At 67.9% G+C, this 25,701-nt stretch carries 23 protein-coding genes; 8 read left to right on the forward strand and 15 right to left on the reverse strand.

Annotation, left to right across the window (positions count from 1 at the left end; all coding sequences use genetic code 11):
- Nucleotides 1–99: 99 nt before the first annotated feature.
- The gene (locus tag Q0309_RS12510) at nt 100–1,932 is read right to left on the reverse strand and encodes a methyl-accepting chemotaxis protein (protein WP_299441397.1); all 1,833 of its coding nucleotides are present in this window, start codon (nt 1,930–1,932) and stop codon (nt 100–102) included.
- 359 nt (nt 1,933–2,291) lie between these two features.
- On the opposite strand from Q0309_RS12510, the gene Q0309_RS12515 reads away from it, so the two are divergent.
- Complete coding sequence (locus Q0309_RS12515; protein WP_299441400.1) at nt 2,292–3,035, forward strand: transporter substrate-binding domain-containing protein; 744 nt, start codon at nt 2,292–2,294, stop codon at nt 3,033–3,035.
- 46 nt (nt 3,036–3,081) lie between these two features.
- Here the strand turns inward: Q0309_RS12515 and Q0309_RS12520 are convergent, their stop codons facing one another.
- Entirely contained in the window at nt 3,082–3,807 is a 726-nt protein-coding gene (locus tag Q0309_RS12520) for a tyrosine-type recombinase/integrase (protein ID WP_299441403.1), read from the reverse strand.
- A 965-nt stretch (nt 3,808–4,772) separates the two neighbouring features.
- Between Q0309_RS12520 and Q0309_RS12525 the strand changes: the two genes are divergently transcribed.
- From Q0309_RS12525 to Q0309_RS12535, 3 genes are read left to right on the forward strand one after another with little or no spacing between them, the layout of a single operon-like run.
- Nucleotides 4,773–5,522: an electron transfer flavoprotein subunit beta/FixA family protein gene (locus Q0309_RS12525; RefSeq protein ID WP_299441406.1), complete on the forward strand. Its 750-nt coding sequence runs from the start codon at nt 4,773–4,775 to the stop codon at nt 5,520–5,522.
- Nucleotides 5,523–5,524: 2 nt separating this feature from the next.
- The gene (locus Q0309_RS12530) at nt 5,525–6,460 is read left to right on the forward strand and encodes an FAD-binding protein (protein WP_299441409.1); all 936 of its coding nucleotides are present in this window, start codon (nt 5,525–5,527) and stop codon (nt 6,458–6,460) included.
- A gap of 51 nt (nt 6,461–6,511) precedes the next feature.
- Entirely contained in the window at nt 6,512–7,384 is an 873-nt protein-coding gene (locus tag Q0309_RS12535; protein WP_299441411.1) for a 3-hydroxybutyryl-CoA dehydrogenase, read from the forward strand.
- A gap of 371 nt (nt 7,385–7,755) precedes the next feature.
- On the opposite strand, the gene Q0309_RS12540 is transcribed toward Q0309_RS12535, so the two are convergent.
- Complete coding sequence (locus tag Q0309_RS12540) at nt 7,756–8,094, reverse strand: helix-turn-helix transcriptional regulator (protein ID WP_299441414.1); 339 nt, start codon at nt 8,092–8,094, stop codon at nt 7,756–7,758.
- A complete protein-coding gene (locus Q0309_RS12545) occupies nt 8,087–8,350 on the reverse strand; it encodes a type II toxin-antitoxin system RelE/ParE family toxin (protein WP_299441417.1) in 264 nt (87 codons plus the stop codon). Before Q0309_RS12545 ends, Q0309_RS12540 begins: the two co-directional genes overlap by 8 nt.
- 142 nt (nt 8,351–8,492) lie before the next feature.
- On the opposite strand from Q0309_RS12545, the gene guaA reads away from it, so the two are divergent.
- A complete protein-coding gene (gene guaA / locus Q0309_RS12550) occupies nt 8,493–10,043 on the forward strand; it encodes a glutamine-hydrolyzing GMP synthase (protein WP_299441420.1) in 1,551 nt (516 codons plus the stop codon).
- A 253-nt stretch (nt 10,044–10,296) separates the two neighbouring features.
- Here guaA and Q0309_RS12555 read toward each other — a convergent pair whose 3' ends face one another.
- The 5 genes from Q0309_RS12555 to Q0309_RS12575 form a co-directional block, all read right to left on the reverse strand.
- The gene (locus Q0309_RS12555) at nt 10,297–11,862 is read right to left on the reverse strand and encodes a flagellin (protein WP_299441424.1); all 1,566 of its coding nucleotides are present in this window, start codon (nt 11,860–11,862) and stop codon (nt 10,297–10,299) included.
- A gap of 73 nt (nt 11,863–11,935) precedes the next feature.
- Complete coding sequence (flgK, locus tag Q0309_RS12560; RefSeq protein ID WP_299441427.1) at nt 11,936–14,116, reverse strand: flagellar hook-associated protein FlgK; 2,181 nt, start codon at nt 14,114–14,116, stop codon at nt 11,936–11,938.
- Nucleotides 14,117–14,158: 42 nt separating this feature from the next.
- Nucleotides 14,159–15,001 (reverse strand): hypothetical protein, encoded by an 843-nt coding sequence (locus Q0309_RS12565; RefSeq protein WP_299441430.1) that lies wholly within the window; start codon nt 14,999–15,001, stop codon nt 14,159–14,161.
- A 29-nt stretch (nt 15,002–15,030) separates the two neighbouring features.
- Nucleotides 15,031–15,375 (reverse strand): rod-binding protein, encoded by a 345-nt coding sequence (locus Q0309_RS12570; protein ID WP_299441433.1) that lies wholly within the window; start codon nt 15,373–15,375, stop codon nt 15,031–15,033.
- A gap of 11 nt (nt 15,376–15,386) precedes the next feature.
- A complete protein-coding gene (locus Q0309_RS12575) occupies nt 15,387–16,463 on the reverse strand; it encodes a flagellar basal body P-ring protein FlgI (RefSeq protein WP_366940621.1) in 1,077 nt (358 codons plus the stop codon).
- 596 nt (nt 16,464–17,059) lie between these two features.
- On the opposite strand from Q0309_RS12575, the gene Q0309_RS12580 reads away from it, so the two are divergent.
- From Q0309_RS12580 to Q0309_RS12590, 3 genes are all read left to right on the forward strand, one after another.
- On the forward strand, nt 17,060–17,533 hold the full coding sequence (locus tag Q0309_RS12580; RefSeq protein WP_299441436.1) for a flagellar assembly protein FliX: 474 nt from the start codon (nt 17,060–17,062) through the stop codon (nt 17,531–17,533).
- A gap of 199 nt (nt 17,534–17,732) precedes the next feature.
- Nucleotides 17,733–18,281, forward strand: coding sequence for a NifU family protein (locus Q0309_RS12585; RefSeq protein ID WP_299441439.1), 549 nt, complete (start codon nt 17,733–17,735; stop codon nt 18,279–18,281).
- 16 nt (nt 18,282–18,297) lie between these two features.
- Nucleotides 18,298–19,542, forward strand: coding sequence for a nitrate/nitrite transporter (locus Q0309_RS12590; protein WP_299441442.1), 1,245 nt, complete (start codon nt 18,298–18,300; stop codon nt 19,540–19,542).
- Here the strand turns inward: Q0309_RS12590 and mobA are convergent.
- Genes mobA through Q0309_RS12620 form a run of 6 tightly spaced genes read right to left on the reverse strand, consistent with a single transcriptional unit; the run spans nt 19,490 to nt 25,681 of the window.
- Nucleotides 19,490–20,125 (reverse strand): molybdenum cofactor guanylyltransferase MobA, encoded by a 636-nt coding sequence (gene mobA / locus Q0309_RS12595; protein WP_299441445.1) that lies wholly within the window; start codon nt 20,123–20,125, stop codon nt 19,490–19,492. The two genes, Q0309_RS12590 and mobA, sit on opposite strands and share 53 nt — an antisense overlap.
- The gene (moeB, locus tag Q0309_RS12600) at nt 20,122–20,925 is read right to left on the reverse strand and encodes a molybdopterin-synthase adenylyltransferase MoeB (protein ID WP_299441448.1); all 804 of its coding nucleotides are present in this window, start codon (nt 20,923–20,925) and stop codon (nt 20,122–20,124) included. Before moeB ends, mobA begins: the two co-directional genes overlap by 4 nt.
- Before the next feature lie 30 nt (nt 20,926–20,955).
- Entirely contained in the window at nt 20,956–22,482 is a 1,527-nt protein-coding gene (ccmI, locus tag Q0309_RS12605; RefSeq protein ID WP_299441451.1) for a c-type cytochrome biogenesis protein CcmI, read from the reverse strand.
- Nucleotides 22,479–23,081 carry a cytochrome c-type biogenesis protein gene (locus Q0309_RS12610; protein ID WP_366940617.1) on the reverse strand — a complete coding sequence of 201 codons (603 nt, stop codon included), beginning with the start codon at nt 23,079–23,081 and terminating at the stop codon, nt 22,479–22,481. The genes ccmI and Q0309_RS12610 overlap by 4 nt, the downstream gene beginning before the upstream one ends.
- Nucleotides 23,078–23,617, reverse strand: coding sequence for a DsbE family thiol:disulfide interchange protein (locus Q0309_RS12615; protein WP_299441454.1), 540 nt, complete (start codon nt 23,615–23,617; stop codon nt 23,078–23,080). Before Q0309_RS12615 ends, Q0309_RS12610 begins: the two co-directional genes overlap by 4 nt.
- A gap of 33 nt (nt 23,618–23,650) precedes the next feature.
- On the reverse strand, nt 23,651–25,681 hold the full coding sequence (locus Q0309_RS12620) for a heme lyase CcmF/NrfE family subunit (protein WP_299441457.1): 2,031 nt from the start codon (nt 25,679–25,681) through the stop codon (nt 23,651–23,653).
- Nucleotides 25,682–25,701 lie beyond the last annotated feature (20 nt).

Raw genomic sequence — 25,701 nt, forward strand, 5'->3', positions numbered from 1 at the left:
TGGTACACCCCTCCAAACGCAATATCCACGAAGCGTCACACTGACGGCGTCGCGAACGCGTCGTTGCGTCGATGGCACGCCCCAGTCACTCCCGGCGGCTCAGGCGATTCCCCGTCGGCGTATGAACGCCTCAAGGGTTTTCATCTCCTCGTCCGAGGGATCCAGGCGGATGTGCGTCAGCGTGTCGGTGCGGGCGACGACGGTCCCGTCGACGGAGCCCACGTCCGGCATGGCCACCCGGAACGACTGGCCCCGATCCAGCGGGATGACACGATCCAGGGTGCCGACGCCGCCCATGGACAATTCCTGCAACAGGCAGCTTTCCGTCCGGCCCGCGCCAAGGTCGACGGTGACCGCGAGATTGACGGTGTGCAGGGCGGCGAACATGCGGTCCTGCTCGCTGCTGGCGCGCATGATCTTTTGCAGCGAGTCCTGCATGTGCCGGACCCGCTCGCGCACGTCCTCGGCGGCGGCCTGCACGTCGTTGGAGTGCGTGCTGGTGACCTCGGCGCTGTTGGAGACTTCGGTGATGTTGCCGGCCGCGTCCTGGGTGCTGCTGCTGGCCTTTTGCGCGCTGTTGCTGATCTCGCGCGTGGCCGCCGTCTGCTCCTCGACCGCCGCCGAGACCGAGGTCGTGATTTCATTGATCTCGGCGACCACCTTGACGATGCCCTCGATGGCGGTCACGGCCTCGCGCGTGGCGGACTGCATTCCGCCGATCTGCTCGGCGATCTCCTCGGTGGCTTTCGCGGTCTGGGTGGCCAGCGTCTTGACCTCGTTGGCCACGACGGCGAAGCCCTTGCCGGCCTCGCCGGCGCGCGCGGCCTCGATCGTGGCGTTCAGGGCCAGCAGGTTCGTCTGCTTGGCGATGTCGCTGATCATGTTGACCACCTCGCCGATCTTCTCGGCGGCCTGCGCCAGGCCCTCGATTCGGCCATTGGTCTGTTCGGCCTGTTCGGCGGCGCGGTGGGCGATGGAGGTGGCGTTGTTCACCTGCTGGCTGATTTCGTGGATCGACGTCGACATCTGTTCCGACGCGGCGGCCACGGCGTCGACGTTCGAGGCCGCGTCGTGCGAGGCACCGGCGGCCGCGCCGGCGCGCTGCTGGGTGGAGACAATCGCCTGACGCATCTCCACCGCCGCGTCGTGCATCACGTCGGCCTGCCTCTCGACGACGGTGATGACGCTGCGCACCTGCTCGTCGAGCGCATTGGTCAGGGCGACCATCTCGCTCTTGACCCGGCGGGCGTTGCGCCGCTGTTCCGACGCCTGTTGCGCCTCCAGTTGCCGGCGCGCCTGGGCGTTCTCGCGGAAGGCCACCAGGGTGCGGGCGACGGCGCCGATCTCGTCGCGGCGCTGATCGTGCCGGACCTTGACGTCCAGGTTGTCCCGGAACAACTCGTCCATGACACCGGTCAGCTCGCGCAGAGGTCCGACGAGACGACGCATGACCAGATAGACGAGCAACGCCAGAACGGCGGCCAGGCCGACCATGATGAGCACCGCCAGGCGCACCGTCTCGGCCACCCGCTTTTCCAGGCTGGCCTTTGAGAACGCGATCTGAAGGCTGCCGATGGGCTCGGGCGAATCGGCATGATTGATGGGCACTTCGAGCCGGATCAGGTCGTCGGGCGCGGCCTCGTCGTCCATCGGCTGTCCGATGCTGTGGAGCCGCTTGCCTTTCTCCAGCACGGCGGCGCCGTACAGGTCGGCGTCGTCCTCCAACAGTCCGAGAAGGCGCTCCAGCTCCGCCTGGTCCAGGTTCCACATAGGGGACGACATCATTTCGGCCGACAGGGTGGCCATGTTGCGCGCCCTGGCCGTCAGGCTGTCCACCTGGTCCGCCGTCACGACACTCAGGACGCCAGCAAGAAGGAGGCCCTTGAACGCAAGGGCCAGCAGCGTGGACGCCAGCACGATTGGAAGCGTCACGGATTTGAATCGCATGGTCAGCCCCCTGGGTCCGTTGGCGGCAAAGGCCGCGACAGCCGGTTATGGTGCCATGTATGACAACGGAAGACCCGATGCGTGTTACAGATTCGAGAAGATTGCGAATAACCGAGTGCTAGAATCGAATTCATCTCTTAAATTGGTTATAAAGGAGACTGATGACTATATCGAACTGTATAGTGGCTCCCGTATCTCGAGAATCTTCCTAGGCTGAGTTTTCCATTTCCTCACTTTCGCATTAGTTGTTACACAAAAGTTTCAATGGACTTGAGCACTTCGCGCTCCATACATGCACACGAAAAGCGGTGACGTTTTCTCTTTTAACGAGCGGAGGCATTGCTATGCACAACAAGGCTGCGCGCCCTTTGGTGAATCTGGTCGCTGGTGGACTTCTTTTTGTTTGCGCCGCCGGCCCGGCCAACGCCGAAACCTTCAAGCTGACCAGCCTGGACTGGCCGCCATACTCCGGTGAGGCGCTGGACGAGGGCGGTCTGAGCGTCAAGGTCGCCCGCGCGGCCTTCGAGGCCGCCGGCCACAGCATGGAGGTGGTGTTCCTGCCCTGGCAGCGGGCCGTGGCCACCGGCCTCGGCGAGGGATATGTCGGCTACTTTCCCGAGTACTGCTCGCCGGAACTCGCCGAGGAAAAGTGCGCCTTTTCCGCCAAGATGGGATCGGGTCCCCTGGGGTTCGTGGAATCGACCTCCGCGCCCGTCGAATGGACCACGCTGGATGACCTGGCCGGGCTGGAGATCGGCACCGTGTCCGGGTACGTGAACACGCCGGAGTTCGACGCGCGCGCCGCCGACGGGCGCCTCAGCGTCCAGCCCGCCAACGACGACCTGACCAACGTCCGCAAGGTCGCGGCCGGCCGTCTCGACATCGCCGTGATCGATTCCAACGTCCTGCGCTGGCTCGTCGAGCAGAATCCGGACCTTGAGGGGCAGGTGCAGATGAACGGCACGCTGCTGGCGGACAAGGAGCTGTTCGTCTGCTTCCAGAAGTCGCCGGCGGGCGATGCCGCGCGCGAGGCCTTCAACGCCGGCCTGGGGCAGATCGATGTCCCCGCCCTGATGTCGGGGAACTAGGGCAACCTCGAGCGATCCGGACCCGATCGCCACGACGATTTGCTTGTCAATACAATTGGTTCGCGCGAACGCGGGCGGTGACGTGCACATCCTGCTCCAGGATCGTCAGCCCGGCCGTCCGTGCCCGCGCGGCCAGGGCGGGGTCCGACTCCAGGCCGGCGCCGGCGCGGATGCGCCGCCAGGGGTGCTGCAGGTCGGTGAGCCGCGATCCCTCTTTCCGTGCGGTGATGACCCAGGGGTTCCCGTCGACGCGCTCAATGCCCCGCAGCACGGCGTCCACCGTCTCGCCGAAATGCACCACCTTGGCCCCCGTCTTGGACTCAGGCAGCCGCAGCGCCCGGTTGCGGAGGTCGACATGCTCCCAGCGCAGGGTCATGATCTCGTTCAGCCGACACCCGGTCAGGGCCAGCAGGCGGATGGCGGCGATGGCCGAGGGCGTTTCCGACCCATCCTGTTCGGCATCGCGGAGAACTTCGCCAAGGGCGGCGAACTCTTCGGGCGACAGGAACCGCTCCCGCTTGCGCTCCGGGTACTTGCCCACATGGCGGCACGGATTGCTGCCGTCCGGCCGCAGGCCCCAGACCTCCGCCAGATTGAACATCTTCGACAGCACGCCCAGCGTCCGGTTGGCCTGGTAGGGAATGTGCCGCAGGGAATAATGCAGGTCGGCGATGTCGCGGCGTTCGATGTCCGTGATGCGGCGTGGTCCGAGCGCCGGGTTGATGACCAGCTCGACCGCGCGTTTGTATCCCGCCCGGTCGGCCAGACCCAAACGCCGAACCCGTGCAAGGCATCGTTCCAATGGATGACGTCCCGGGCGCCCGGCGTCAGGCTGTCTGTAAACCGGCTCGGCAAAATGACCTCCAATAGGCAGAGGGTTACTCCGCATAACATATTGACATTTATTGAGTTCCTCGCCGGCGATAGAGGTCAGGGGGGCCGATGCAGAAATCAACCGCCGCGCCGATTTCAAGACAGAAGATCCGTCTGCTGCTCTTTTGTCGGCTTGCAGTATTATTTGAAAAGACTCTTGAATTTATCGACCCAATTATCAATCTACTCGCATCTCAATTCACGTTGTTTCGCTTGGCTCAAAAAACTTGTTTTCAGACTGGAACATTTTCCGCTCACTGCCACGCCCAATAGTCACGGCACTATCAGCGGCCAGGGCCACAGCCTAGCGATTTGCGACAGCAACTTCAGCAGTCATTCTTGTCAGCGCGTTTCCGCAGCCCGCCGAGCAACCTCCGCGTGTTGCTCGGCTGTCAGGCTCTGTGCCCGCGCCCTCCCGCCTTTGATTCCCCCTGACCGCCCAAGCTCGGACATGGCGCGGTCTTAGCCGGTATCCTGCTCGCGATCCTCGATCTCACCAGTTGGGCGAGTCACTGACGGGTTCATGTCCGTGGGGCACTTCCGCCCATGTGGACCACGCGACATGGCGTGCCTCACGTTCTCTTGACGGCGAAATCGTATCGCGTACTGGACAGGCTGTGAATCCACATTGACATTGCAGGTGTCGCGCCAACCTGATGACAAGGCAGCCTAACCCATACAGTGGTGATGCCGGGGCCCGGACGCAAACACTGGATCACACGCCGGGTTTCAAACTGCCCCACTCCACGGATTTGACAGCCCCGGGCGGGACCCCTTAGATACACTGCAATGCGAAAGGGGCGCGGGTTCGCGATCGCGCCCTGAGTCCATCGAATGCCGCCAGGAAATGAACAGGGAAACGCCATGAAGGTCCTTGTCGCCGTCAAGCGCGTCGTCGACTACAACGTCAAGATCCGCGTCAAGGCGGACAAGACCGGAGTCGAGACGGCCAACGTCAAGATGTCCATGAACCCCTTCGACGAGATCGCCGTCGAGGAGGCCGTGCGCCTGAAGGAGGCCGGCACCGCCACCGAGGTGATCGCCGTCTCCATGGGGCCGCAGCAGTGCCAGGAAACCATCCGCACCGCGCTCGCCATGGGCGCCGATCGCGGCATCCTGGTCAAGAGCGACGACGAACTCCAGCCGCTGGCCGTGGCCAAGCTGTTCAAGGCCCTGGTCGAGAAGGAAACCCCCGACCTGGTGCTGATGGGCAAGCAGGCCATCGACGACGACAGCAACCAGACCGGCCAGATGCTGGCCGGGCTGCTCGGCTGGCCGCAGGCGACGTTCCTGTCCAAGGTCGCGCTGGGCGACGGCACGGCCACCATGACGCGCGAGATCGACGGCGGCCTGGAGACCATTGAGGTCAAGATGCCCTGCGTGGCCACCGTCGACCTGCGGCTGAACACACCGCGCTATGCCTCGCTGCCGAACATCATGAAGGCGAAGAAGAAGCCCATCGAGACCATCGAGGTCGGCAGCCTGGGCGTCGACGTGGCGCCGCGCCTCAAGACCCTGAAGGTCGAGGAGCCGCCGGAACGCCAGGCCGGCATCATGGTGCCCGACGTCGCCACGCTGGTGGACAAGCTGCGCAACGAAGCGAAGGTGATCTGACCATGACCATTCTCGTCATTGCCGACCACGACAACAACGCCGTCGCGCAGGCCACCCTGGCCACCCTGACCGCCGCCCACGCGATCGGCGGCGACATCACCGTGCTGGTGGCCGGCGAGGGCTGCCGCGCCGCCGCCGAGGACGCCGCCAAGCTCGACGGCATCGCCAAGGTGCTGCATTGCGACTCGCCGCTGTACGGCCACCACCGGGCCGAGCCTTTCGCGGCGCTGATCGCCGGCATCGCCAAGGACTACGACCACGTGCTGGCGCCCGCCGACACGCTGGGCAAGAACACCATGCCGCGCGTCGCCGCCCTGCTGGACGTGGCCCAGGTCTCGGACATCGCCGCCGTGGTCTCGCCCGATACCTTCGTGCGCCCGATCTACGCCGGCAACGCCTTGGCCACCGTGCAGACGGCCGACGCGCCCAAGGTCATCACCGTGCGCGGCACGTCGTTCGACAAGGCGCCGCACGGAAACGGCACGGCCGCCATCGAGGACCTGCCGGCCGGCGAGGACCCCGGCCTGTCCAAATACGTCAGCCAGGAACTCAGCAGCTCCGAGCGGCCCGAACTGACCAGCGCCCGGGTGGTCGTCTCCGGCGGGCGCGGCGTCGGCTCGATGGAGGACTTCCACCACATCGAGGGCCTGGCCGACAAGCTGGGCGGCGCCGTCGGCGCCAGCCGCGCGGCGGTGGACGCGGGCTACGCGCCCAACGACTTCCAGGTGGGCCAGACCGGCAAGATCGTCGCCCCCGAACTGTATGTCGCCGTCGGCATCTCCGGCGCCATCCAGCATCTGGCCGGCATGAAGGACTCCAAGGTCATCGTCGCCATCAACAAGGACGAGGAGGCGCCGATCTTCCAGGTCGCCGACTACGGCTTGGTGGCCGACCTGTTCAAGGCGGTGCCGGAACTGGAAGCGGAGCTGTCGAAGTAGCCGGCTCCGCCTGCCGGGCGCCCGCCTCCCGTTCACCACAAGGACCGCATCATGATCAAGAAGATCGGCGTCATCGGCGCCGGCCAGATGGGCACCGGCATCAGTCACGTCTGTTCCGTGGCCGGGTTCGACGTCCGTCTGACCGACGTCAGCCAGGAGGCGCTCGACAAGGGCATGGCGACCATCGCCCACATCATGGACCGGCATATCGGGCGCGGTTGGCTGACACAGGAGGATCGCGACGCCGGGCTGGCGCGCATCGCCCCCGGCCTGGGCATGGAGCAGTTCGCCGACTGCGACCTGGTGATCGAGGCGGCGACCGAGAACGAGACCGTCAAGCGCCAGATCCTCACCGCGCTGTGCCCGCACCTGCCGCCCGAGTGCGTGGTGGCCTCCAACACCTCGTCGATCTCCATCACCCGCCTGGGGGCGGCCACCGATCGCCCCGGCCGGTTCATCGGGATGCACTTCATGAACCCGGTGCCGCGGATGAAGCTGGTGGAGCTGATCCGCGGCATCGCCACCGCCGAGGAGACCTATCAGCTCGTCCGCGTGGTGGCCGAGAAACTGGACAAGACCTCGGTCCCGGCCGAGGACTTCCCGGCCTTCATCGTCAACCGGATCCTGATGCCGATGATCAACGAGGCCGTCTACACCCTGTATGAGGGCGTCGGCGGCGTCGAGGCCATCGACTCAGCCATGCGCCTGGGCGCCAACCACCCCATGGGGCCGCTGGAACTGGCAGACTTCGTGGGCCTGGATACCGTGCTGGCCATCATGCAGGTGCTGTACGAGGGCCTGGCCGATTCCAAGTACCGGCCCTGCCCGCTGCTGGTGAAGTACGTCGAGGCCGGCTGGCTGGGCCGCAAGACCGGGCGCGGCTTCTACGACTACACGGGCGACGCGCCGGTGCCGACGCGGTAGGGGCAAGAAGACTCTGTCCTTGGCGTTTTCGGGCGTGCCGTTGGGGTTGGCCGCTGCTATAGGCGAGCTTTCGTAGAGAGCTTTCGTAGCGCCGAAGGCGCAACCCGCCGCATCGCCGCCACGCGGCGGATTGCCCCGCTTCGCGGGTCGAATCTGCCCTACCTTCATAAAAGATGGTGGGGCTTTTGCTTTTTGCCATCGTCATTGCTCGCGCGGGGCCGGCATCATACTCTTTGGCGGTCCCCCGTTTATCGGGCTTGCAAGACCATCTCCGGATGGCAGGCCGCGTCTTGGATGATCACAATTCCGGCGCGGCCTCATTCGTTCGTGGGACGGCCATTGTCCTGACGCCGGGGAACGGTGGCGTTCAGTCAGGCGCCGAACAGCGTGTCCAGCGTGACGCCGAGGGCGCGCGCCAGGGCTTGCGCGTCGGCGACGGTGGCGGAGGCGTGGCCCTGTTCGATGGTCTCCACGGCCGCCGGCGTCAGACCGGCCGTCGCCGCCAAGGCCTCTGTCGACAGGCCGCGCGACTGGCGCCAGACCCGCACCGGATGCTCGCCGGCCAGAAGGCGTTCGACGTCCGCCAGCGGCAGGGTCGGCTCGGCACGCCGCTCTTCGATCACGGCCAGGTCCAAACGGTCGTTCCAATCCGCCATCCGGGCCTGCATCGCCTCATACTCGGCGCGCGGAATGGTCACGGTGTCAGTCATACGCGTCTCTCCTGTGCCGGACGTTGGAGATGGACATGACGCGGTGTGGGGCCTCGCCGGTCAGCGTGAAGATGACGCGGATGTCTCCCACCCTCAGTCGATAGCCTTCGCGGCCTGCCAACGCTTTGACCTGATGCCCCAGTGATACGGGATCAACTGCGTACTGTTTGATCTTGGCCACGACACGGTCTTGCAGCGAAGGCGGACGAAGCCTTGACAGTTCTTTCACGGCGCGTTCGCTAAACTGGATATCCATGCCGTCCCCGCCAGCCTGTGTCTCAGAATGGGCGTCGGGCACCCCGGGGTCAAGATGAGCAGCATTTCGCCGTGCCTCTGGTGGGGGCCGGCTGCTATAAGTCCGGCCGTCCTCCCCCGTGCCAGCCGGAGCCCCGCCGCCCATGGACCGCATCCTCATCGTCGATTTCGGATCCCAGGTCACCCAACTGATCGCCCGGCGGGTGCGCGAGTCCGGCGTTTATTGCGAGATCCAACCGTTCAACCGCGTCGATGCCGCGACCATCCGCGCATACGATCCCAGGGGTGTGATCCTGTCCGGCGGCCCGGCCTCGGTGACCGGCCTCGGCACACCGCGCGCGCCGCAAGAGCTGTTCTCCATGGGCCTGCCGGTGCTGGGCATCTGTTACGGCCAGCAGACCATGGTGGAACAATTGGGCGGGCGCGTTGGCGGCGCCGACCACCGCGAGTTCGGCCGCGCCTTCCTGGACGTGACCGCCGGCTGCCGCCTGTTCGAGGGCGTCTGGCGTCCGGGCGAGCGCCATCAGGTGTGGATGAGCCACGGCGACCGCGTCGACCACCTGCCACCCGGGTTCTCCGTCGTGGGCACCAGCGCCGGCGCCCCCTGCGCCGCCATCGCCGACGAGTCGCGCCGCTTCTACGGCGTGCAGTTCCACCCGGAGGTCGTGCACACCCCCGACGGCGCCGCCCTGCTGCGCGCCTTCACGCACGGGGTGTGCGGCTGCTCGGGTGACTGGACCATGGCCGCGTTCAAGGACCAGGCGATCGCCCGCATCCGCGAGCAGGTGGGCGGCGGCCGCGTGCTGTGCGGCCTGTCGGGCGGGGTGGACAGCGCGGTGACCGCCGCCCTGGTGCACGAGGCGGTGGGCGAGCAACTGATCTGCGTCTACGTCGACCACGGCCTGATGCGCCAGGGCGAGTCCGAGCAGGTCGAGGCGGTGTTCCGCGACCGTTTCAACATCCGGCTCGTGGTGCGCCACGCCGACGACGTGTTCCTGACCGCACTGGAGGGTGTGTCCGACCCCGAGGTCAAGCGCAAGACCATCGGCAAGCTGTTCATCGACGTGTTCGAGGACGAGGCGAAAAAGATCGGCGGCGCCGATTTCCTCGCCCAGGGCACGCTGTACCCCGACGTGATCGAGAGCGTGTCGTTCCATGGCGGGCCGTCGGTGACCATCAAGTCGCACCACAACGTCGGCGGCCTGCCCGAGCGCATGAACATGGCCCTGGTCGAGCCCCTGCGCGAGCTGTTCAAGGACGAGGTGCGCGCCCTGGGCCGCGAACTCGGCCTGCCCGAGGCCATGGTCGGCCGCCACCCCTTCCCCGGGCCGGGGCTGGCCATCCGCCTGCCCGACCAACCGGTGACGCGGGAGAAGCTGAACATCCTGCGCAAGGCCGACGTGATCTATCTGGAGGAGATCGCGCGCGCCGGCCTGTACGATGCCATCTGGCAGGCCTTCGCCGTGCTGCTGCCGGTGCGCAGCGTCGGCGTGATGGGCGACGGCCGCTCGCACGAGTTCGTGATCGCCCTGCGCGCCGTGACCGCGACGGACGGCATGACGGCGGACAGCTACCCCTTCGACCACGCGTTTCTCACCCGTGTGGCCAGCCGCATCATCAACGAGGTGCGCGGGGTGAACCGGGTGGTCTATGACGTGACCAGCAAGCCGCCGGGGACGATTGAGTGGGAGTAGGGGGTGTGATCCGTAGGGTGCGCTTGAAGGCCGCGTCAGCGGGCGCCGCACGACATCCCTCGGCTCGCTTCGCTCGCTCGGGACGAGAGATGTGGTTGTTTCATATCATGAAATGTCATCCCGACCGCCCCGGAAGGGGCGGAGGGATCTCGGGAAAAGGCAAGAAATGGGTCCGGTCAACGAGTCAACCCAAATGCCTGCCGGCATAAGTCCCGACGACTCATAACCTGACGTCACCCGCAGCGGGGTGGGATCAGAGCCGCAGGTAGTTCTGCAGCGACAGCTCGCTGATGCGGGCGTAGCTCTGGTAGGCGATCTCCAGCGCCTGGGCGTCCTTCTGCAGGCGCACGGCGGCCTCGGTCGTGTCGACGTTCTCGATATCGGAGACGCGGTTCTTGAGGTACGCCTCGTAAGATTGGGACTCCTCCAGGGCCGTGTGCACCGTCACCTGAACAAAGCCGAGGCGTTGCAGGACCTCCTTGACGTCGCTGCTCTGTTCGGAGGTCAGGTTGCGATCATGACTGATGGCATCGTTGAGCAGGGTCCTCGCGTCATCGATCCGAAACGCGCTGAAGGACGAAGTGTCGGCCGCAACGGGGCCTTCCAGCGCCGCCGCGCTGTAATCGGCGTATTGCGGATCCGTTGGATCGGCGAAGGTCAGGGTGTCACCGTCGTTGGCCGTGACCAGGAAGATCCCCCCATTGTTGGCCGTGCCGTTGAACGAGACCTCGGCACCCACCGGGATGTCGCTGAAGGCCCCCGCTGTTCCCGCGGTCACGGTGCCGCCGTCCGTCCCCGGGACGGCCGCCGTGAACGTTAGGTTCGTGGAATCCGCCGCGCTGACGTCGGTGTAGAGATTGCCCTGGGCGAGAAAACCCATGGCGCGGATCGCCTTTTCGAATGCCGGGTCCTTGGCGTTGATGCCCAGGTCGACGGTGCGGCGCTCGCTCACGCGGTGTTCGGTCACCAGATCGTCACCGCCGTAGTAGCTGATGGTTTCCAGGGTCGCATCGGCAGCAAAGGTGTTTGGGTTGGTGCCGTAGCGGCCGTCGCTCACCTCAAGGGTACCGGCCCCGGCGTTGGTGAGGACCGTGTACACGTCCTCCTGGCCGGTGCTGTCGGTCAGGCGGATGGTGGCGCCGACCGGAATGTCGTCGAAGGCGGCGGCGGTGCCGGCCGTGATGGTGTAGGGCGTTCCTGGGGGCGGGCCGCCGGCGTACGCCAAGCCGCCATGCTCGCCGTTGTCGACCGAAATGTTCGCCACATTGGCCGTGCGCGTGTCGGGGAAGGTGATCGTGCCGCCGTCATAGAAGTTCTGGAAGTCCTGAAGCGACGTATACGACAGGTTGACCGACCTCTGGTCCGAGCGGCCGCCGGAGAACAGGTAGCCGCCATCGGCCTGGGTGTTCAGGTAATAGGTCATGTCCTGAAGCGCGGCGAAGGCATACTTCTGAACGTTATCCAGGTTTTCCCGTTCTTCGTCGGTCAGGGGCTCCGTCGCCGAATTGCTGCCCAGCAGATCAAGCTCGGTCCGCAGATCGTGCAGGCGCTTTTCCACCGCCGTGACGGCCGTGTTCATCGCACTCAGCCGTGCCTCCGCGACGTTGTTAGTCTGCGTGAAGCGCTGGACCGAGGACAGCTCGGCCTCGATGCTGACCAGGCGGAAGCTCTGTTTCGAGATCCCGGCGTAGTCCTGCGACTTCTTTTCGGTCACAAGCTGCGTCTGCGTCTCGTACATCCGCTTTTGCAGCGTGGTCATCTGCTGCACCAGCGATGTGCTCTGGGCAAACGTGCCCACGCGGGCCGACATGGAAATCATGGCATCGCCTCCTGCTTGCCTGGGTGACGGCGGTCACTGGTCCGGTCGCGGTCCGTCATCGTCCTGGATCCTGTTAGACGATGCTGTTCAGCACGTCAAACATGTCGGAAATGGTTGAGATCACCCGGGCCGACGCCGAATAGCTTTGCTCGAAGATGAGCAACTCGGCCAGTTCCTCGTCGAGGTTGACGCCGCTGATCTCGGCGTTTTTCAGGCTCAGGGTGTCCACCAGGCCGACCTGGTATTCGAGTTTCGACTCGTTGTTCGCGGCCTCGCTCGCGTTCGATGACACCGTCATGGCCGCGAAGTCCGCCAGCGACTTGGTCGTGGCCGGCAGGTCCCCGGCGCTTTCGAAGGCCTGCGTGGCACGCAGGGCCTCAGCCAAGGCGTTGGCCGTGCTGTTGTCGCCGGGGCTAAGGGTATACTCGCTGGTATCGGCATTGTAGATCATCGCGCCGCGCGAGATCAGCGAGGGGTTTTCCGTGATCTCGGTCTTGATGGCCAGTTGGTTGGACAGGCCGGTGTCGCTGACCTCAAGGCCGAGGGCGTCGATCAGGGCGGTGCCACCGGCCTGGGTGACCGCCATGTCGTACCCGTTGAGTTGCTTGAGCCGCAGCCGCACGCCGTCGCCTTCCGGCACCACCTCGGCTTCCAGGAACCCGGTCAGACCGCTGCCGGTGGCGTTGATCTTGTCGGCGATGTCCTGAATGGTGTCGGTGGCGGCGACGGCGATGGTGCCCCAAATCAGACCCGCGTTCGCCGGGTCGTTGTCACTGAAGTTCAGCGTGCCGGCCGTCATGGGCGTCCAGCCGGCGGACTTGATGTCGGACTCCCAGGCCCAGTCGTTGCGCTCTGATGTATAAACGTCGTTCAGGCCGAAGAAGTTCGAAAAGCCGGAGACGGTGGTATCGTCGGTGCCGTCGGCGTCCATGTCGAAGGCAATCTCGGCGTCCTCGTGCGTCCAGGTCGCCGGATCGGCGCCAGCGGTGGTGTTGACGTCCTTGAAGGCAAGACCGAGGCTGGTGGTGTTGAGGTTGATTTCCAACACGCCGTCGGCGTTGACGGCGGCCGTGGCGCCCGGATCGGCGTTGGCCGCGAGCCAGCCATTCAAGCCCGCGGCCACCGCGTCCACCGTGAACGGACCGGCGCCGCCCATGACGGTCTTCAGCGTGGTCTGGCCCACTTCGGCGCCGGTGCTGTCGAACAGGGCGACGACCGTGTCGTGGTTCCCGTCCAGGGTGATGGTCTGGTTGGCCGAGTCCAGGAACGTCCGCGTCCCCACGTATTCGCTCGCCAGGTTCGGGAAGCTTGTCCCCTGGTTGTTGATGCGGTTGACGGTATCCTGCAACGAGCCCGACAGTTCGTCGAGCTGGGCCTGATAGTCGGTCAGCGTCGAATCGCGCATCTCGATCAGGGCCGACAGCCGGCCCTTGGTGATGTCGTCGGTGATGTCCTGGCCGATGAGGGAGATGGGACCGATGTCGCCGCCGTCCTTGCTGTGCAGGGCCATGATATTGGACACCGAGCTGTGGCTCAGTTCCTTGACCTCGTAGTCCACCAGGATGCTGCCGCCCTGGGTGTAGACCGTCAGTTCGCCGGTGTCGCGCAGGAACGTCGTGATGTTCATCAGCGCGCTCAGTTCCTTGACCGCCTGGTCGCGCTTGTCGATTAGGTCGGTGCCGTCCTTTTCCGTGGCCAGGGCGTACCCGATCTCCTCGTTCAGGCCCTTGATCTCGTACAGCAGGTCATTGACGTCGCCGACGGCGTCCTCGATCTCCTGGTCGGCCTCCAGGCGCAGGCTCTGCAGGGTGTCCGCCATGGCGTTGAGCTTCATGGCGACATCTTCGGCGCTTCGCACGGTCGACAGGTGCTGTCCGGTTTCGGCGGGGTCCAGCGCCAGGGCCTCGACCTCGTCGGCAAGGCTCCCGATCAGGTGCGAGATGGTGTTGTTGGCGCCCGGCTTGCCGAACAGGGCCTGCATCCGCTCGAAGTACTCGGCCTTGACCTCAAGGGATTCGAGCGTGGCGTTTTCCCGGTTGAGTTGTTGGATCAGCCCCATGTCGACCCGGCGCGTGACCTCCGTCACCTGCACCCCGGCGCCGGTGCCGTTCAGGACCAGGCTTTCCTGATGGAAGACCTTCTTGGTGTAGCCGACGGTGTTGACGTTGGCGATGTTGCGCGAGACCAGGTCCAGGCCTTTCTGGCTGGTCTGCAACCCCAGGAGTCCCGTGTTCAGGGCTTGTGTGAGGCTCATGGTTCCAGGTCCCTTCGCGCTGCGGCCGGCTTCTGCCGGCGGCTACAGGTTTTCGTTGAACGACAGGGTCACGCGGGCTGGGTTGTGGCTCGACTCGGCCATCCGGCCGCCGGCGTTGTAGGCGGCCGCCGCCTCGCCGTTGACATCACGCATGGCGTCCACGATCACGGTCATCAGCCGATTCGTGGCCTCCATCGTGCTCTTGAGCAGGCGAACGTTCTCCGACAGGTGGGCGTCCATCCACACGCCCATGGCGCGGACGATCTCGCGTTCGTCCTCCGGCAGGTTGGTCATGTGGCCGGGGTCGCGGTGGATGGCCAGCATCCGCTTGCGGTATAGTTGCGTGCAGGCGTTCTTGCGGTCGGCCAGCGCCTTGACCGCCTCGACGTTGTGCGAGCGCAGCGCCGTGTTTTCCTCGACCAGCACCTCCGTCAGGGCCTGGGCGGCGCGCAGCACTTCGGCCACCGTCGCGTTGGACCGCACCGTGCCCTTGGGCGGGCGCAGGTCGCGGACGCTCCGGCCCGGCTCCAGCGGTTTGCGCGGCCGGCTCGCCTGGGGATCGGTGGCGCGTCGCGGCCGGCGCGGCCGGCGGGCCTGCGTCGGTTGTCCCGGCGGTGGCGGCGCGGCGGCCGGCGTGGTCGCGGCCGTGCCGGCGGGGGAGGCACCGCCGGGTTTCGCGAGGCTCAGGCTGGGCGGCGTGGGTCCCGCCGGCGCGGAGGCGCTGCCCTGTTGCGGCGCGGCGCCGGCCACGCCAATGCTCAGGCGCGGGGCGCCGGCGGAGGCCGGCGACGCCTTGACCGGGGTGTCAGGGGCGGTCCGCTGGGACGCCAGCGGACGCGATCCCAGCGCGGGCGGCGGCTTCAGGGTTGGCTTGTCCGATGACATGGCGGGCTCTCCCAAGCTCGGGCAATCAGTCAGGCGGTCACGTCCTGGGTGGACAACATCGTTCGCATGACGCCGTCGGCGACCCCCACGCCGCCCTGGCGGGCGATCATGCGGCCGTACTCGTCGACCAGCAGCGAGCGCCACACGGTCTCGGCATGGCCGCCGCCGAACGGCGGCTCGGTGGACAGGCCGGAGAACATGGGCTGCATCATCTGCGCGAGGAAGAAGGCCTCGAAGTCCTCGGCGGCCGCGCGGGCCTTGGCGACGTTGCCGGCGCGCGCGGCGGACGCGAGCGCCGACGCGCTGGCACCGGCGGCGGCGGCGCCGACGGCGTCGGAGGCCAAGGCGCTCTGGCTCTGAATCAGGGTGTCCATCACATCGGGCCTCACATTACCTGGATTTCCGCCTGCATGGCGCCGGCGGCCTTGATCGCTTGCAGGATCGAGATCATGTCGCGCGGCCCCACGCCCAGCGAATTGAGGCCGTTGACCAGGTCCTGCAGCGTCACGCCGGGATTGACGACGGTCAGTTGGTTGTCCTCTTCCTCGTCCACCTCGATCTCGGTGCGCGGTACGACCTCGGTCTGCCCTGTGGTGGAGAACGGCGCCGGCTGCGAGACCTGCGGCGTCTCGGTGACGCGGATAGTCAGGTTGCCCTGGGCGATGGCCACGGTGTCGATGCGCACGTTCTCACCGATGACGATGGTGCCGGTCTGTTCGTCGATGACCACCCGGGCGAGCTGGTCGGGCTCGACCCGCAGTTGCTCGACGTCGGCCAGCAGACCCACCACGCCGCCCGGATAGTCGCGCGGCACGCGCATCAACACGGTGCCGGGGTCAAGCTGGCTGGCCAACTCGGTGCCCAGAAACGTGTTGATGGCGTTACTGACCCGCCGGCCGGTGGTGAAGTCGGGATTGCGCAGGCTGATCTTGACCGATTCCATGTCGCCCAGTTCGAACGGAACCTCTTTCTCGACGATGGCGGCGTTGGGAATGCGGCCGTTGGTGGGCACGCCCTTGGTGACGGTCTCGGCCTCACCCTCGGCAACGAAGCCGCCCACCTGCACCTGGCCCTGGGCGACGGCGTAGACCTCGCCGTCGGCGCCCAACAGCGGCGTCACCAACAGGGTGCCGCCGAGCAGGTTGCTGGCGGTGCCGAGGGCGCTGATGGTCACGTCGATGCGGCTGCCCTGCCGGGCGAAGGGCGGCAGGGTGGCGGTCACCATGACGGCGGCCGCGTTGTCCGGCGACAGGTCGTCGTCGCGGGTGTTGACGCCCATGCGCTCCAACATGCCGATCAGGCTTTCGCGCGTGTAGGGGTCGTCGTCCATGTCGTCGCCGGTGCCGTTCAGGCCCACCACCAGTCCGTAGCCGATCAGGATGTTGTCGCGCACGCCCTCGAAGGTGGCGATGTCCTTGATGCGCGAGGCCGCCCAGGCCCCGGGCGCCGCCGCCAGGAGCATCACCGCGAGGCCGAGCACGGCCGCCAAGACGGGCAGGGCAGGGGCGCGGCGCGGTTGTCGCGGGCGGAGCGGAGAACTGGCAGTCATGGTCGTCATCGTGTGTGTCCAGACGGTCCAGGGGGCAGGTGCCAGGGATATCGGCAAAACATGTCCTTCGAACGGCGCGGTGCGGCGAACACACTGCGCCGTCCCGGCTCATGCGAAACTCGTGCCACATGGAACACTCTGGGCGGGCGCGGATCGCGGCGCCGGACGGTGTCTCACGGGACATGGAGGTGGGCAGTCTCGGCCGGTCGGTGGGCAGGAATTGCCCAGCGGGCTGGGCGGCGGGGGTGCCCGGCGCGGAACCGCGTGCCCTTGCCGCAATTCCGTAAAAAACCATGAATCCTAAGATGTTATTTACATCCGCTCAGAAAGCGTATTATTGTTTGGGTGCCAGCGCTGGCGCACACGCGCCGAACTGGCGCACCGGTTGCAGCGCGGCCGGGATCAAGCGGGCGACCAGTGCCGCCGCGCCCGCGTCGGACCGAGGGATCCGGACAGGCCTCCGGACAGGTCTGGGACGGTTCGGCGGCGGGACTGGACGGGTGGATGCCATGACGACGAAGATCGAAGGACCTGGACGCGGCACACCGGCCGGTCGAGTCCGGCGGTCGGAGCGCCCCGTCGACAGTGCCGCCGGCCTGGACTTTGAACGCGCCCTGCGCGGGTTCCTGAGCGAGGCGGCCGAGGAAACCGACAGCACCGCCGCCGCCGGTGACGCCCAGGCCGTGGGCGGGCTGGGTGGCCTGCTGGCGGCGCAGGAAGCGGGCGCGGCCGATGACGCCACCGGACGCCGCCAACGCAAGGCGCGGCTGGTCGAGCACGGCGAGGATATGCTCGAACGCCTGGAGGAGGTGCGCCTGGGCCTGCTTCTCGGCGCCATCCCCAAGGACCGCCTGATGGAACTGGCCAGCATGGTGCGCCAGAAGCGCGAGCAGGGGCCGGACCGCCAGCTTGATGCCCTGCTCGACGAGATCGAACTGCGCGCCGAGGTGGAACTGGCCAAGCTGGCCCGCGCCGGCGCCTGATGAGAAACGACCGTGTGGGCGCCAAGCGCTGTGCTCCACGGCCGACGCACTCCGTCGACACAATCGAGGGCGACTAAGGGAGCCATGGGGCGCGGCCGGCGCAATACCAGACCATTTGAGTCTTGATTAAGCCCGGCGAGGGTCTTAAGTCAGGGTCAGAGCGCGTGCCGCCATCGTTCTGTCAGGGAGAGCCCTCGCCATGTTCATCCAGACCGAGCCCACCCCGAACCCGGCCAGCCTGAAGTTCCTGCCCGGCCGCGATGTCCTGGGGGACGGCACGGCGCAGTTCGGCACCGAGGCCGACGCGGCCCGCTCGCCGCTGGCGTCGCGACTGTTCCGCATCGACGGCGTGGCGGCGGTGTTCCTGGGGTCGGACTTCATCTCGGTCAGCAAGGCCGACGCCGCCGACTGGCAGGTGCTGAAGCCGATGGTCCTGGGCGCCATCATGGACCACTACACGGCCGGCGAGCCGATCATGCTGGCGGGCGGCGCCGACAACGACGAGGCGGCGACCGATTCCCCGGTGACCCGCCAAATCCGCGAGCTGCTGGATACCCGGGTGCGCCCGGCCGTGGCCCAGGATGGCGGCGACATCATCTTTCACGACTTCCGCAATGGGGTCGTCTACCTGCACATGCGCGGCGCCTGCCACGGCTGCCCCAGCTCGACGGCGACCCTGAAGCACGGCATCGAGAACCTGCTGCGCTACTACGTCCCCGAGGTCGAGGCGGTCGAAGCGGTGATGTAGGACCGCGCCCCGTGTCGTGACCGCGCCTCCCCGACCCAACCTCATCATCCTGACCGCCTGCGGCGCCGAGGTGCTGACCATGGTCGGGGTGTTCGCGTTCGCGGCACTTTTGCCGGTGTTCATGGCCGACTGGTCCCTGACCAACACCGAGGCCGGATGGATCGGCGGCGTTGTCTTCGGCGGCTATGCGCTGGCGGCGCCGGTGCTGGTGGCCCTGACCGACCGGGTGGACGCGCGCCGGGTGTTCATGGCCGGCGCCCTGCTGGCCGGCGGCGCCAATCTGGCCTTCGCCCTGGTGGCGGACGGGTTCTGGAGCGCGCTGATCCTGCGCGGTCTGGCCGGGGTGGGGCTGGCGGGCACCTACATGCCTGGCCTGCGCCTGATGGTCGACCGCATCACCGCCGATCGGCGGGCCGGTGCGGTGCCGCTCTACACCGCCTCCTTCAGTCTGGGCAGCGCCGTGTCGTACATGGTGCCGGCGCTGGTGGCCGAGGTCGCCGGCTGGCGCGGCGCCTTCGCCGTGTCCGGGGCGGCGGCGGTCCTGGCGGCGCTGGCGGTGGTCGTGCTGCGCCCGCACACACCCGAGCCGCCGGCGGACGGCCCGCGCGGGGCGCTGCTGGATTTTCGTCCGGTATTCGCCAGCCGCGCCACCATGGGCTACGTGCTGGGCTATGTGACGCACATGTGGGAGCTGTTCGCCTTCCGCGCCTGGGTGGTCGCCTTCCTGGGCGTCGGGATGGCCAGCGCCGGGGGCGCGGTGTGGGGCGGAGTCCTGTCGCCCGGCGGCGTGGCGACGCTGGGGGCGTTGGTGGCCATGGCGGCCAGCATCGGCGGCGCGCGGGTGGCGACCCGGCGCGGGCGGGCGGGCACGACCCAGGTATACATGACCGCCTCGGCCCTGATGGCGCTGGTGTTCGGCTGGCTGGCCGGACTGCCCTATCCGCTGCTGGCGCTGGCGGCCATCCTGTACGCCGGGCTGATTCAGCTCGATTCGGCGGCCCTGACCACCGGCGCGGTGGAGACCGCCCCGGCGGGACGGCGGGGTGCGACGCTGGCGGTGCACTCCCTGCTGGGCTTCGGGGCGGCGTTCCTGGGGCCGCTGGTGTTCGGGGTGACGCTGGACCTGGCCGGCGGTCGCGAGTCGGCAACGGCCTGGGGCGTGGCCTTCGGCGTGGTCGGGGCGATCGGCCTGTTGGGCGTGCCGGCGCTCACGCTGGCGCGGTCAAGGCCCGCGCGACGGCGAGATCGTCCGGCCCATTGAGATTCAGGAACGGATCGATCGGGTCCGTGGGCCAGTCGGCCACCGCGACGTGGTGCCGTCCGGTCCAGGCGCGCACGGCGCGCAGGCCCTCGTCCAGCATGGCGCGACGCAACGCCGGCGCCAGCCGCACCGGCCACAGCGCGGCGAGGTGGTGCGTGCGCCCGCCCGACGCCGCAGCGGCGATCTCCGCGTCCTCACGTTCGCGGGCGTTCCACAGACGGGCCAACAGGTCGGCAGGCACGAACGGCAGATCCCCGGGCACACTGACCAGCCACTCAACGTCGGCATGGCGCGCCGCCATCCACTCCAGCGCCGCCAGCAGGCCGGCCAGCGGCCCGGCGGAGGCGCCATCGGCCTCGGTCACCGAATCGGCCACCACCGGCACGTCGTAGGCGGCGAAGCGCGCGGGATCGCCGTTGGCGCTCAGCACCAGGGGACCGGGCCAGGGCGTGAGCCGGTCCAGCATGTGGGCCAGCACCGGCCGTTCGTCGCCCAGCGGCAGCAAGGGCTTGTCCGCGCCACCCATCCGCCGCGCCGACCCGCCGGCCAGGATGGCAAGGGCGACCCGCTGGGGCGGGGTCATTCGGCCACGGTCTTTCGATGAACGGACAGGTCGGTGATCGTCGGCGCCCGGCCGCACAGCGGGCAATCCGGGTCCGGCCGCAGCGTCACCGTACGAAGGTCGCCCGACAGGGCATCAAAGATCAAAAGCCGCCCGGCCATGCTGGTGCCGATGCCCAGGATTTCCTTGATCGCCTCGGTCGCCTGCATGGATCCCATGACCCCGGCCACCGCGCCCAGGACGCCGGCCTCGCCGCACGACGGCACGGCGTCCGGCGGCGGCGGGGTGGGGAAGACGCACCGATAGCACGGGCCGCCGGCATGGGTCCTGTAGACCGACAGCTGCCCATCGAATCGCAGCACTGCGGCCGAGACCAGCGTCTTGCCGGCGAAGTGGCAGGCGTCGTTGAGCAGGAAGCGCGTCGGGATGTTGTCGCTGCCGTCGCAGACGATGTCATAGCCGGCGACCAGGGCCTCCACCGTGTCCACGGTCAGGCGGGTCTTGTGCGGCACAAGGCGGACATCCGGATTGATCCGGGCCACCGCCCGGTGGGCGCTCTCCACCTTGGGTGTGCCCACGTCGTCGCCGCCGTGCAGCACCTGGCGTTGCAGGTTCGAGAGGTCCACCGTGTCGTCGTCCACCACGCCGATCGTGCCGACGCCGGCGGCGGCCAGGTAGAGCACCAGCGGCGAGCCCAGCCCGCCGGCGCCGATCACCAGCACGCGCGCGTCCAGCAGCCGCGCCTGACCGACGCCGCCCACCTCGCGCAGCACGATGTGGCGGGCGTACCGGCGGATCTGCTGTTCGGAAAAGTCGGTCATGGCCGGGCTCCGACGACCGCCGAACCGACCCTATTCCGTCGGCAGGGCGTCGAGCTGCTTCTGGATGGCGGCGTGCGCCGGCTGGTCCTCGGGCACCTGGGTCAGCAGGCGTTGCCACAGGGTGCGGGCGCGGCTGGCGTCACCGTGCTGGGCCGCCGACAGGCCGACGAAATACAGCGCCTTGGCGTTGTTCGGGTCCTGTTGCAGCACCGCCTCGTAAAGCTCGTACACCCGCTCCGGCGGCTCGGTCTTGCCGGCGGCGTTGGTCGCGCCCAGCAGGATGTCGGCGGCGTGAATGAGCACCGCCGGGTCCTCCGGCGCCTGCTCGACCGCGCGTTCGGCGGCCGCCACGGCGGCGTCCCACTCGCCCAGCACGCCTCGGGAATCGGCCAGCCGCAACCAGCCGTCCACGTCGTCCGGGTTCTCCTCCAGGCGCGCGGCCAGGCCCTCGACCATGTCGCGGATCATGGCTTGGTCTTCGGCGCTGAACGATCCCTCAGGTGCCGACGTCGGTGCGCCACTGCCGAGGGTGTTCGTCGAAGGATCGACTCGGTCGACAGGGGCGCCAGCCTCCAGGTCGAGCGGATGGACGGGGCGGACGGTGTCCAGGGGGATGCCGCTCTGTTGCGCCACCATGGCCATGCCCTGGGAGACCATGGCCATGTACCCCGCGTCCGCCGGCGAATCGGCGGCCAGGTCGGTCCAGATGGCCAGCGCCCGGTCCGGCGCGCCGGCCTGCGCCTCGGCCATGCCCAGATAGAAGCGGGCACGCGGCTCGCCGGCGTCGGCGCGCAGGGCATCCAGGAAGCGGGCGCGCGCCGCCTCGGTGATCCGGCCCTGCGCGGCGATGACCATCGATTCGCCGAGTTCGGCCAGCGCGGCCGCTGTCTCGTCCTCCGGCAGGCCCAGTTCGCGGGCGCGCTCCAGGGCCTCGACGGCCTGGCTGTGCTGCTCGCCGTCGCGATAGGCGCGGCCCAGGGCCAGCCACGCCTCGGCATTGTCGGGCGCCTGCTCCGCCGCCGCGCGCCGGGTTTCGATCTCGGTGCGCACCGACTCCGGCAGGTTGGCGAGTTGTTCCTGCTCCACCTGGGCGACGCGCTGGGCGTGCGGTTGTCCGGGCAGCCACGGCGAGCCGATGACCAGATAAAGCGCCAGCGCGCCCATGGGCACGACGCCGATCACCCCGGCCAGGGTGGCGATGCCCCAGGGGCCCTGTTCGATGGCCCGGGGAATCAGGTCGAGCAGACGCACCTTTGACGGATCCCGGCGGGACGGGCCGTCCGCGACGGCGGCGCCGCCAGCGCCCGCCGCCTTGGCCGCCTCGGCCACCGCCAGCATCCGGCGCTGCACCTCGACGCGCGCGGCGGCGGCCTGGTCCTCGGTCAGCAGCCCGCGCGCGAGGTCGCGGTCGATCTCGGCGAGCTGGTCGCGGTAGACGGTCAGGTCATAGGCGTTGCGGTCCGGTTCCTCCTTGTCGCCCGAGCGCAACAGGGGGAACATCAGCATCGTCATGACCAGGGCCGAGATGATGACGACGTTCAACCACAGCAGGATCATGCCGAGCCTCCCCGGCGCGGCGTCTTGCTCCGTGCCTTTGGCGTTTTGGGGTCCGGTTTTGATGACGTGCCGGTGTCGTCGCCGTGCATCGCCAGCAGGCTCCGCAATTGCGCCTGTTCCTCCGCCGTGAGCGGGGGCGGCGCGGCGGGAGCCTTGGCCTTGTGCCGATAGTACGCGACGGCCGCCACGGCGGCACCCACCAGGATCAGCGCCGGGCCGAACCACAGCACATAGGTTGTCGGCTTGAAGGGGGGCGTCAACAGCACATAGTCGCCGTAGCGATCCACCAGGTACTGCTTGACCTCGGCGTTGCTGTCACCTTCCAGCAGGCGGTCGCGCACCAGAATGCGCATGTCGCGGGCCATGTCGGCGTTGGATTCGTCGATGCTCTCGTTCTGGCAGACGACGCAGCGCAGGTCCCGGCTGATCACGCGCGCGCGCTCCTCCAGGGCCGGATCCTCCAGCATCTCGTCGGGTTCGACGGCCGCCGCCGGTGTCGCCGCAAGCGCCACCAGCAGCCCCAGCGCCGCCCCGGTCAGCGCGGGCGCGGTGCCCCTTTGCGCGGTGCGGTCCGCCGCAGGTTCGATGCCGCGTCTCATGGTGTGCTCAGGTCCTCGATCAGGGGCCGCAGCGTCTGCGCCCACACCTGTTCCGTGATGGGGCCGACGTGCTTGTACTGGATGACGCCGGCCGCATCGATGACGAAGGTCTCGGGCGCCCCGGTGATGCCGAACTCGATGGCGATGCGGTTGGTGGTGTCGTAGCCGACGCGGTCGTAGGGGTCGCCGTGCCGTTCCAGCCAGCGCAGCGTGTCCTCCGGCTGGTCCTTGAAGGCGATGCCGTGCAGCGGTACCAGGCCCTCGGCCTGGATGCGCGAGAGCATGGCGTGTTCCTGCAGGCAGGCGACGCACCAGGAGCCGAAGAAGTTGAGCAGCGTCACCTGCCCGGTGAAGGCGTCCTTGCCGGTCAGGGCCGGGTCGCGCCCCGGCAGCCCCTCCAGCGCGAACGCGGGCACCGGGCGGTCCAGCAGCACCGAGGGCAGCTTGCGCGGGTCGCGCTGCAGGCCATCGATGAAGAAGACCAGCAACACCGCGACCACCAGCAGCGGAAGGAAGTAGATGATCCTGCGCATCATGGATGCTCAACTCCGGCCATCCGGGAAAGGTCCTCAACGGGCGTGGGGCGTCGCCGCCGCTTCCGCCGGCGCGCCGGGCGCGGCGACGCGGGACCGCGAGCGGGTGGGGGCGCCGACGCGATGACGCCGGTCGGTTAGTGAGACGATCCCGCCCAGGCCCATGAGCAGGGTGCCGTACCACAGGAAGGGCACGAACGGCTCGTGGTAAAAGCGGGTGACGTAGGCCCCCGGGCCGTCCTCGGGCGACGGGTCGCCGATGACCGCGTAGAAATCGGTCACGCCGTCGGTTTGGATGGCCGCCTCGCTGGTGGCCATGGGGGGGTCGGAATAGCGGCGCTTCTCGGGCTCCATGGTGGCGATGAGGCCGCCGTCGCCGTCGCGCAGGTGGAAGCGGCCCTGGATGGCCTGGTAGTTGGGACCCTCCACCCGCTCGGCGCCCTCGAACAGGTACGACACGCCACCGATCTCGACCACGTCGCCCGGGGCCATGACCTGGATGGACTCGGTCTTCCACGCGGTGTTGCCGACCACGCCCATGACCAGGATGGCGGTGCCGGCGTGCGCCAGCGTCATGCCGTAGGCGGCGCGCGGCAGTCCTGCGGCGCGTTTGATCGTGGTGGTGGGGCTGGCGCGGAACAGGTGGACGCGCTCGGCCCACTCGACCAGCGTGCCGAGCAGCAGCCAGGCGCCGATGCCCATGCCGAAGGCCGCGCCCACGTCGATCCATGACCCGCCGGCAAGGATGTACGTGGCGACGAACACGCCGGCGGCGGCGACCAACGCCAGCCACAGGCGCCGCGCCGCGCCATAGGCATCGCCGCGCTTCCAGGCCAGCATCGGACCGACGGCCATCACCAGGATCATCGGCACCATCAGGGGCACGAACACGGCGTTGAAGAACGGCGGGCCGACCGAGACCTTGCCCAGGTTCAGCACGTCGGCGAACAGCGGATACAGCGTGCCCAGCAGCACCGTGGCCGAGGCCGTGCTGAGCAGCACGTTGTTCAGCAACAGCGAGCCCTCGCGCGAGATGGGGGAGAACACGCCACCGCTCTTCAGTTGCGGCGCTCGCCACGCGTACAGGCTCAGCGAGCCGACCACCGTGATCGCCAGCAGCAGCAGGATGAACACGCCGCGCGTGGGGTCGGTGGCGAAGGCGTGCACGCTCGTCAGCACGCCGGAGCGCACCAGGAACGTGCCCAGCAGCGACAGCGAAAACGTGATGATGGCCAGCAGGATGGTCCAGCTCTTCAGGGTGTCGCGCTTCTCGACCACGATGGCCGAGTGCAGCAGCGCGGTGCCCGACAGCCAGGGAATGAACGAGGCGTTCTCGACCGGGTCCCAATACCACCAGCCGCCCCAGCCGAGTTCATAATAGGCCCACCAGCTTCCCAATGCGATGCCCAGGGTCAGGAACACCCACGCCACCAGCGTCCACGGCCGCACCCAGCGCGCCCAGGCGGCATCCACCCGGCCCTCGATCAGGGCGGCGATGGCGAACGAAAAGGCCATCGAGAAGCCGACGTAGCCCAGGTAGAGCATGGGCGGATGGAAGGCCAGCCCCGGGTCCTGCAGCAACGGATTCAGGCCACGCCCGTTCAGCGGCGCCGGATCGATGCGCTCGAACGGATTCGACGTGAACAGGATGAACAGCAGGAAGCCGACCGTGATCATGGCCTGCATGGCCAGCGCCCGCGCCCGCAATTGCGGCGGCAGGTTGCGGCCGAACAGCGCCACGGCGAGGCTGAACACCGCCAGGATCAGGATCCACAGCAGCAGCGAGCCCTCGTGGTTCCCCCACACGCCGCTGATCTTGTAGAGCAGCGGCTTGTCGGTGTGGGAGTTCTGGAACACGTTGCTGACCGAAAAGTCGGACACGATAAAGCTGTGGGTCAGCGCGGCGAACGCGACACCGATGGTCAGGAACAACGCCACGGAGGCGGGGCGGGCCAGCTCCATGAGCGCCAGATTGTTCCGATGCGCGCCGACCATGGGCACGATGGCCTGCACCAGGGCGACACACAGACCCAGCGCCAGGGCGTAATGGCCGATTTCAGGAATCATCGACGGGTCCTCGCGGTCCG

This window comes from uncultured Rhodospira sp., assembly GCF_937138205.1.
Taxonomy (GTDB): Bacteria; Pseudomonadota; Alphaproteobacteria; order Rhodospirillales; family Rhodospirillaceae; genus Rhodospira.

What these genes read in the sequence shown, in the direction of transcription:
- Q0309_RS12525 (WP_299441406.1), top strand. Translation starts at nt 4,773, where the DNA reads ATGAAGGTCCTTGTCGCCGTCAAGCGCGTCGTCGACTACAACGTCAAG.
- Q0309_RS12545 (WP_299441417.1), bottom strand. Translation starts at nt 8,350, where the DNA reads ATGGATATCCAGTTTAGCGAACGCGCCGTGAAAGAACTGTCAAGGCTT.
- Q0309_RS12615 (WP_299441454.1), bottom strand. Translation starts at nt 23,617, where the DNA reads ATGATGCGCAGGATCATCTACTTCCTTCCGCTGCTGGTGGTCGCGGTG.
- guaA (WP_299441420.1), top strand. Translation starts at nt 8,493, where the DNA reads ATGGACCGCATCCTCATCGTCGATTTCGGATCCCAGGTCACCCAACTG.
- Q0309_RS12575 (WP_366940621.1), bottom strand. Translation starts at nt 16,463, where the DNA reads ATGCTCCTGGCGGCGGCGCCCGGGGCCTGGGCGGCCTCGCGCATCAAG.
- Q0309_RS12585 (WP_299441439.1), top strand. Translation starts at nt 17,733, where the DNA reads ATGTTCATCCAGACCGAGCCCACCCCGAACCCGGCCAGCCTGAAGTTC.
- flgK (WP_299441427.1), bottom strand. Translation starts at nt 14,116, where the DNA reads ATGAGCCTCACACAAGCCCTGAACACGGGACTCCTGGGGTTGCAGACC.
- mobA (WP_299441445.1), bottom strand. Translation starts at nt 20,125, where the DNA reads ATGACCCCGCCCCAGCGGGTCGCCCTTGCCATCCTGGCCGGCGGGTCG.
- Q0309_RS12555 (WP_299441424.1), bottom strand. Translation starts at nt 11,862, where the DNA reads ATGATTTCCATGTCGGCCCGCGTGGGCACGTTTGCCCAGAGCACATCG.
- ccmI (WP_299441451.1), bottom strand. Translation starts at nt 22,482, where the DNA reads ATGATCCTGCTGTGGTTGAACGTCGTCATCATCTCGGCCCTGGTCATG.
- Q0309_RS12530 (WP_299441409.1), top strand. Translation starts at nt 5,525, where the DNA reads ATGACCATTCTCGTCATTGCCGACCACGACAACAACGCCGTCGCGCAG.
- Q0309_RS12565 (WP_299441430.1), bottom strand. Translation starts at nt 15,001, where the DNA reads ATGTCATCGGACAAGCCAACCCTGAAGCCGCCGCCCGCGCTGGGATCG.
- Q0309_RS12570 (WP_299441433.1), bottom strand. Translation starts at nt 15,375, where the DNA reads ATGGACACCCTGATTCAGAGCCAGAGCGCCTTGGCCTCCGACGCCGTC.
- moeB (WP_299441448.1), bottom strand. Translation starts at nt 20,925, where the DNA reads ATGACCGACTTTTCCGAACAGCAGATCCGCCGGTACGCCCGCCACATC.
- Q0309_RS12620 (WP_299441457.1), bottom strand. Translation starts at nt 25,681, where the DNA reads ATGATTCCTGAAATCGGCCATTACGCCCTGGCGCTGGGTCTGTGTGTC.
- Q0309_RS12610 (WP_366940617.1), bottom strand. Translation starts at nt 23,081, where the DNA reads ATGAGACGCGGCATCGAACCTGCGGCGGACCGCACCGCGCAAAGGGGC.
- Q0309_RS12540 (WP_299441414.1), bottom strand. Translation starts at nt 8,094, where the DNA reads ATGACTGACACCGTGACCATTCCGCGCGCCGAGTATGAGGCGATGCAG.
- Q0309_RS12580 (WP_299441436.1), top strand. Translation starts at nt 17,060, where the DNA reads ATGACGACGAAGATCGAAGGACCTGGACGCGGCACACCGGCCGGTCGA.
- Q0309_RS12515 (WP_299441400.1), top strand. Translation starts at nt 2,292, where the DNA reads ATGCACAACAAGGCTGCGCGCCCTTTGGTGAATCTGGTCGCTGGTGGA.
- Q0309_RS12535 (WP_299441411.1), top strand. Translation starts at nt 6,512, where the DNA reads ATGATCAAGAAGATCGGCGTCATCGGCGCCGGCCAGATGGGCACCGGC.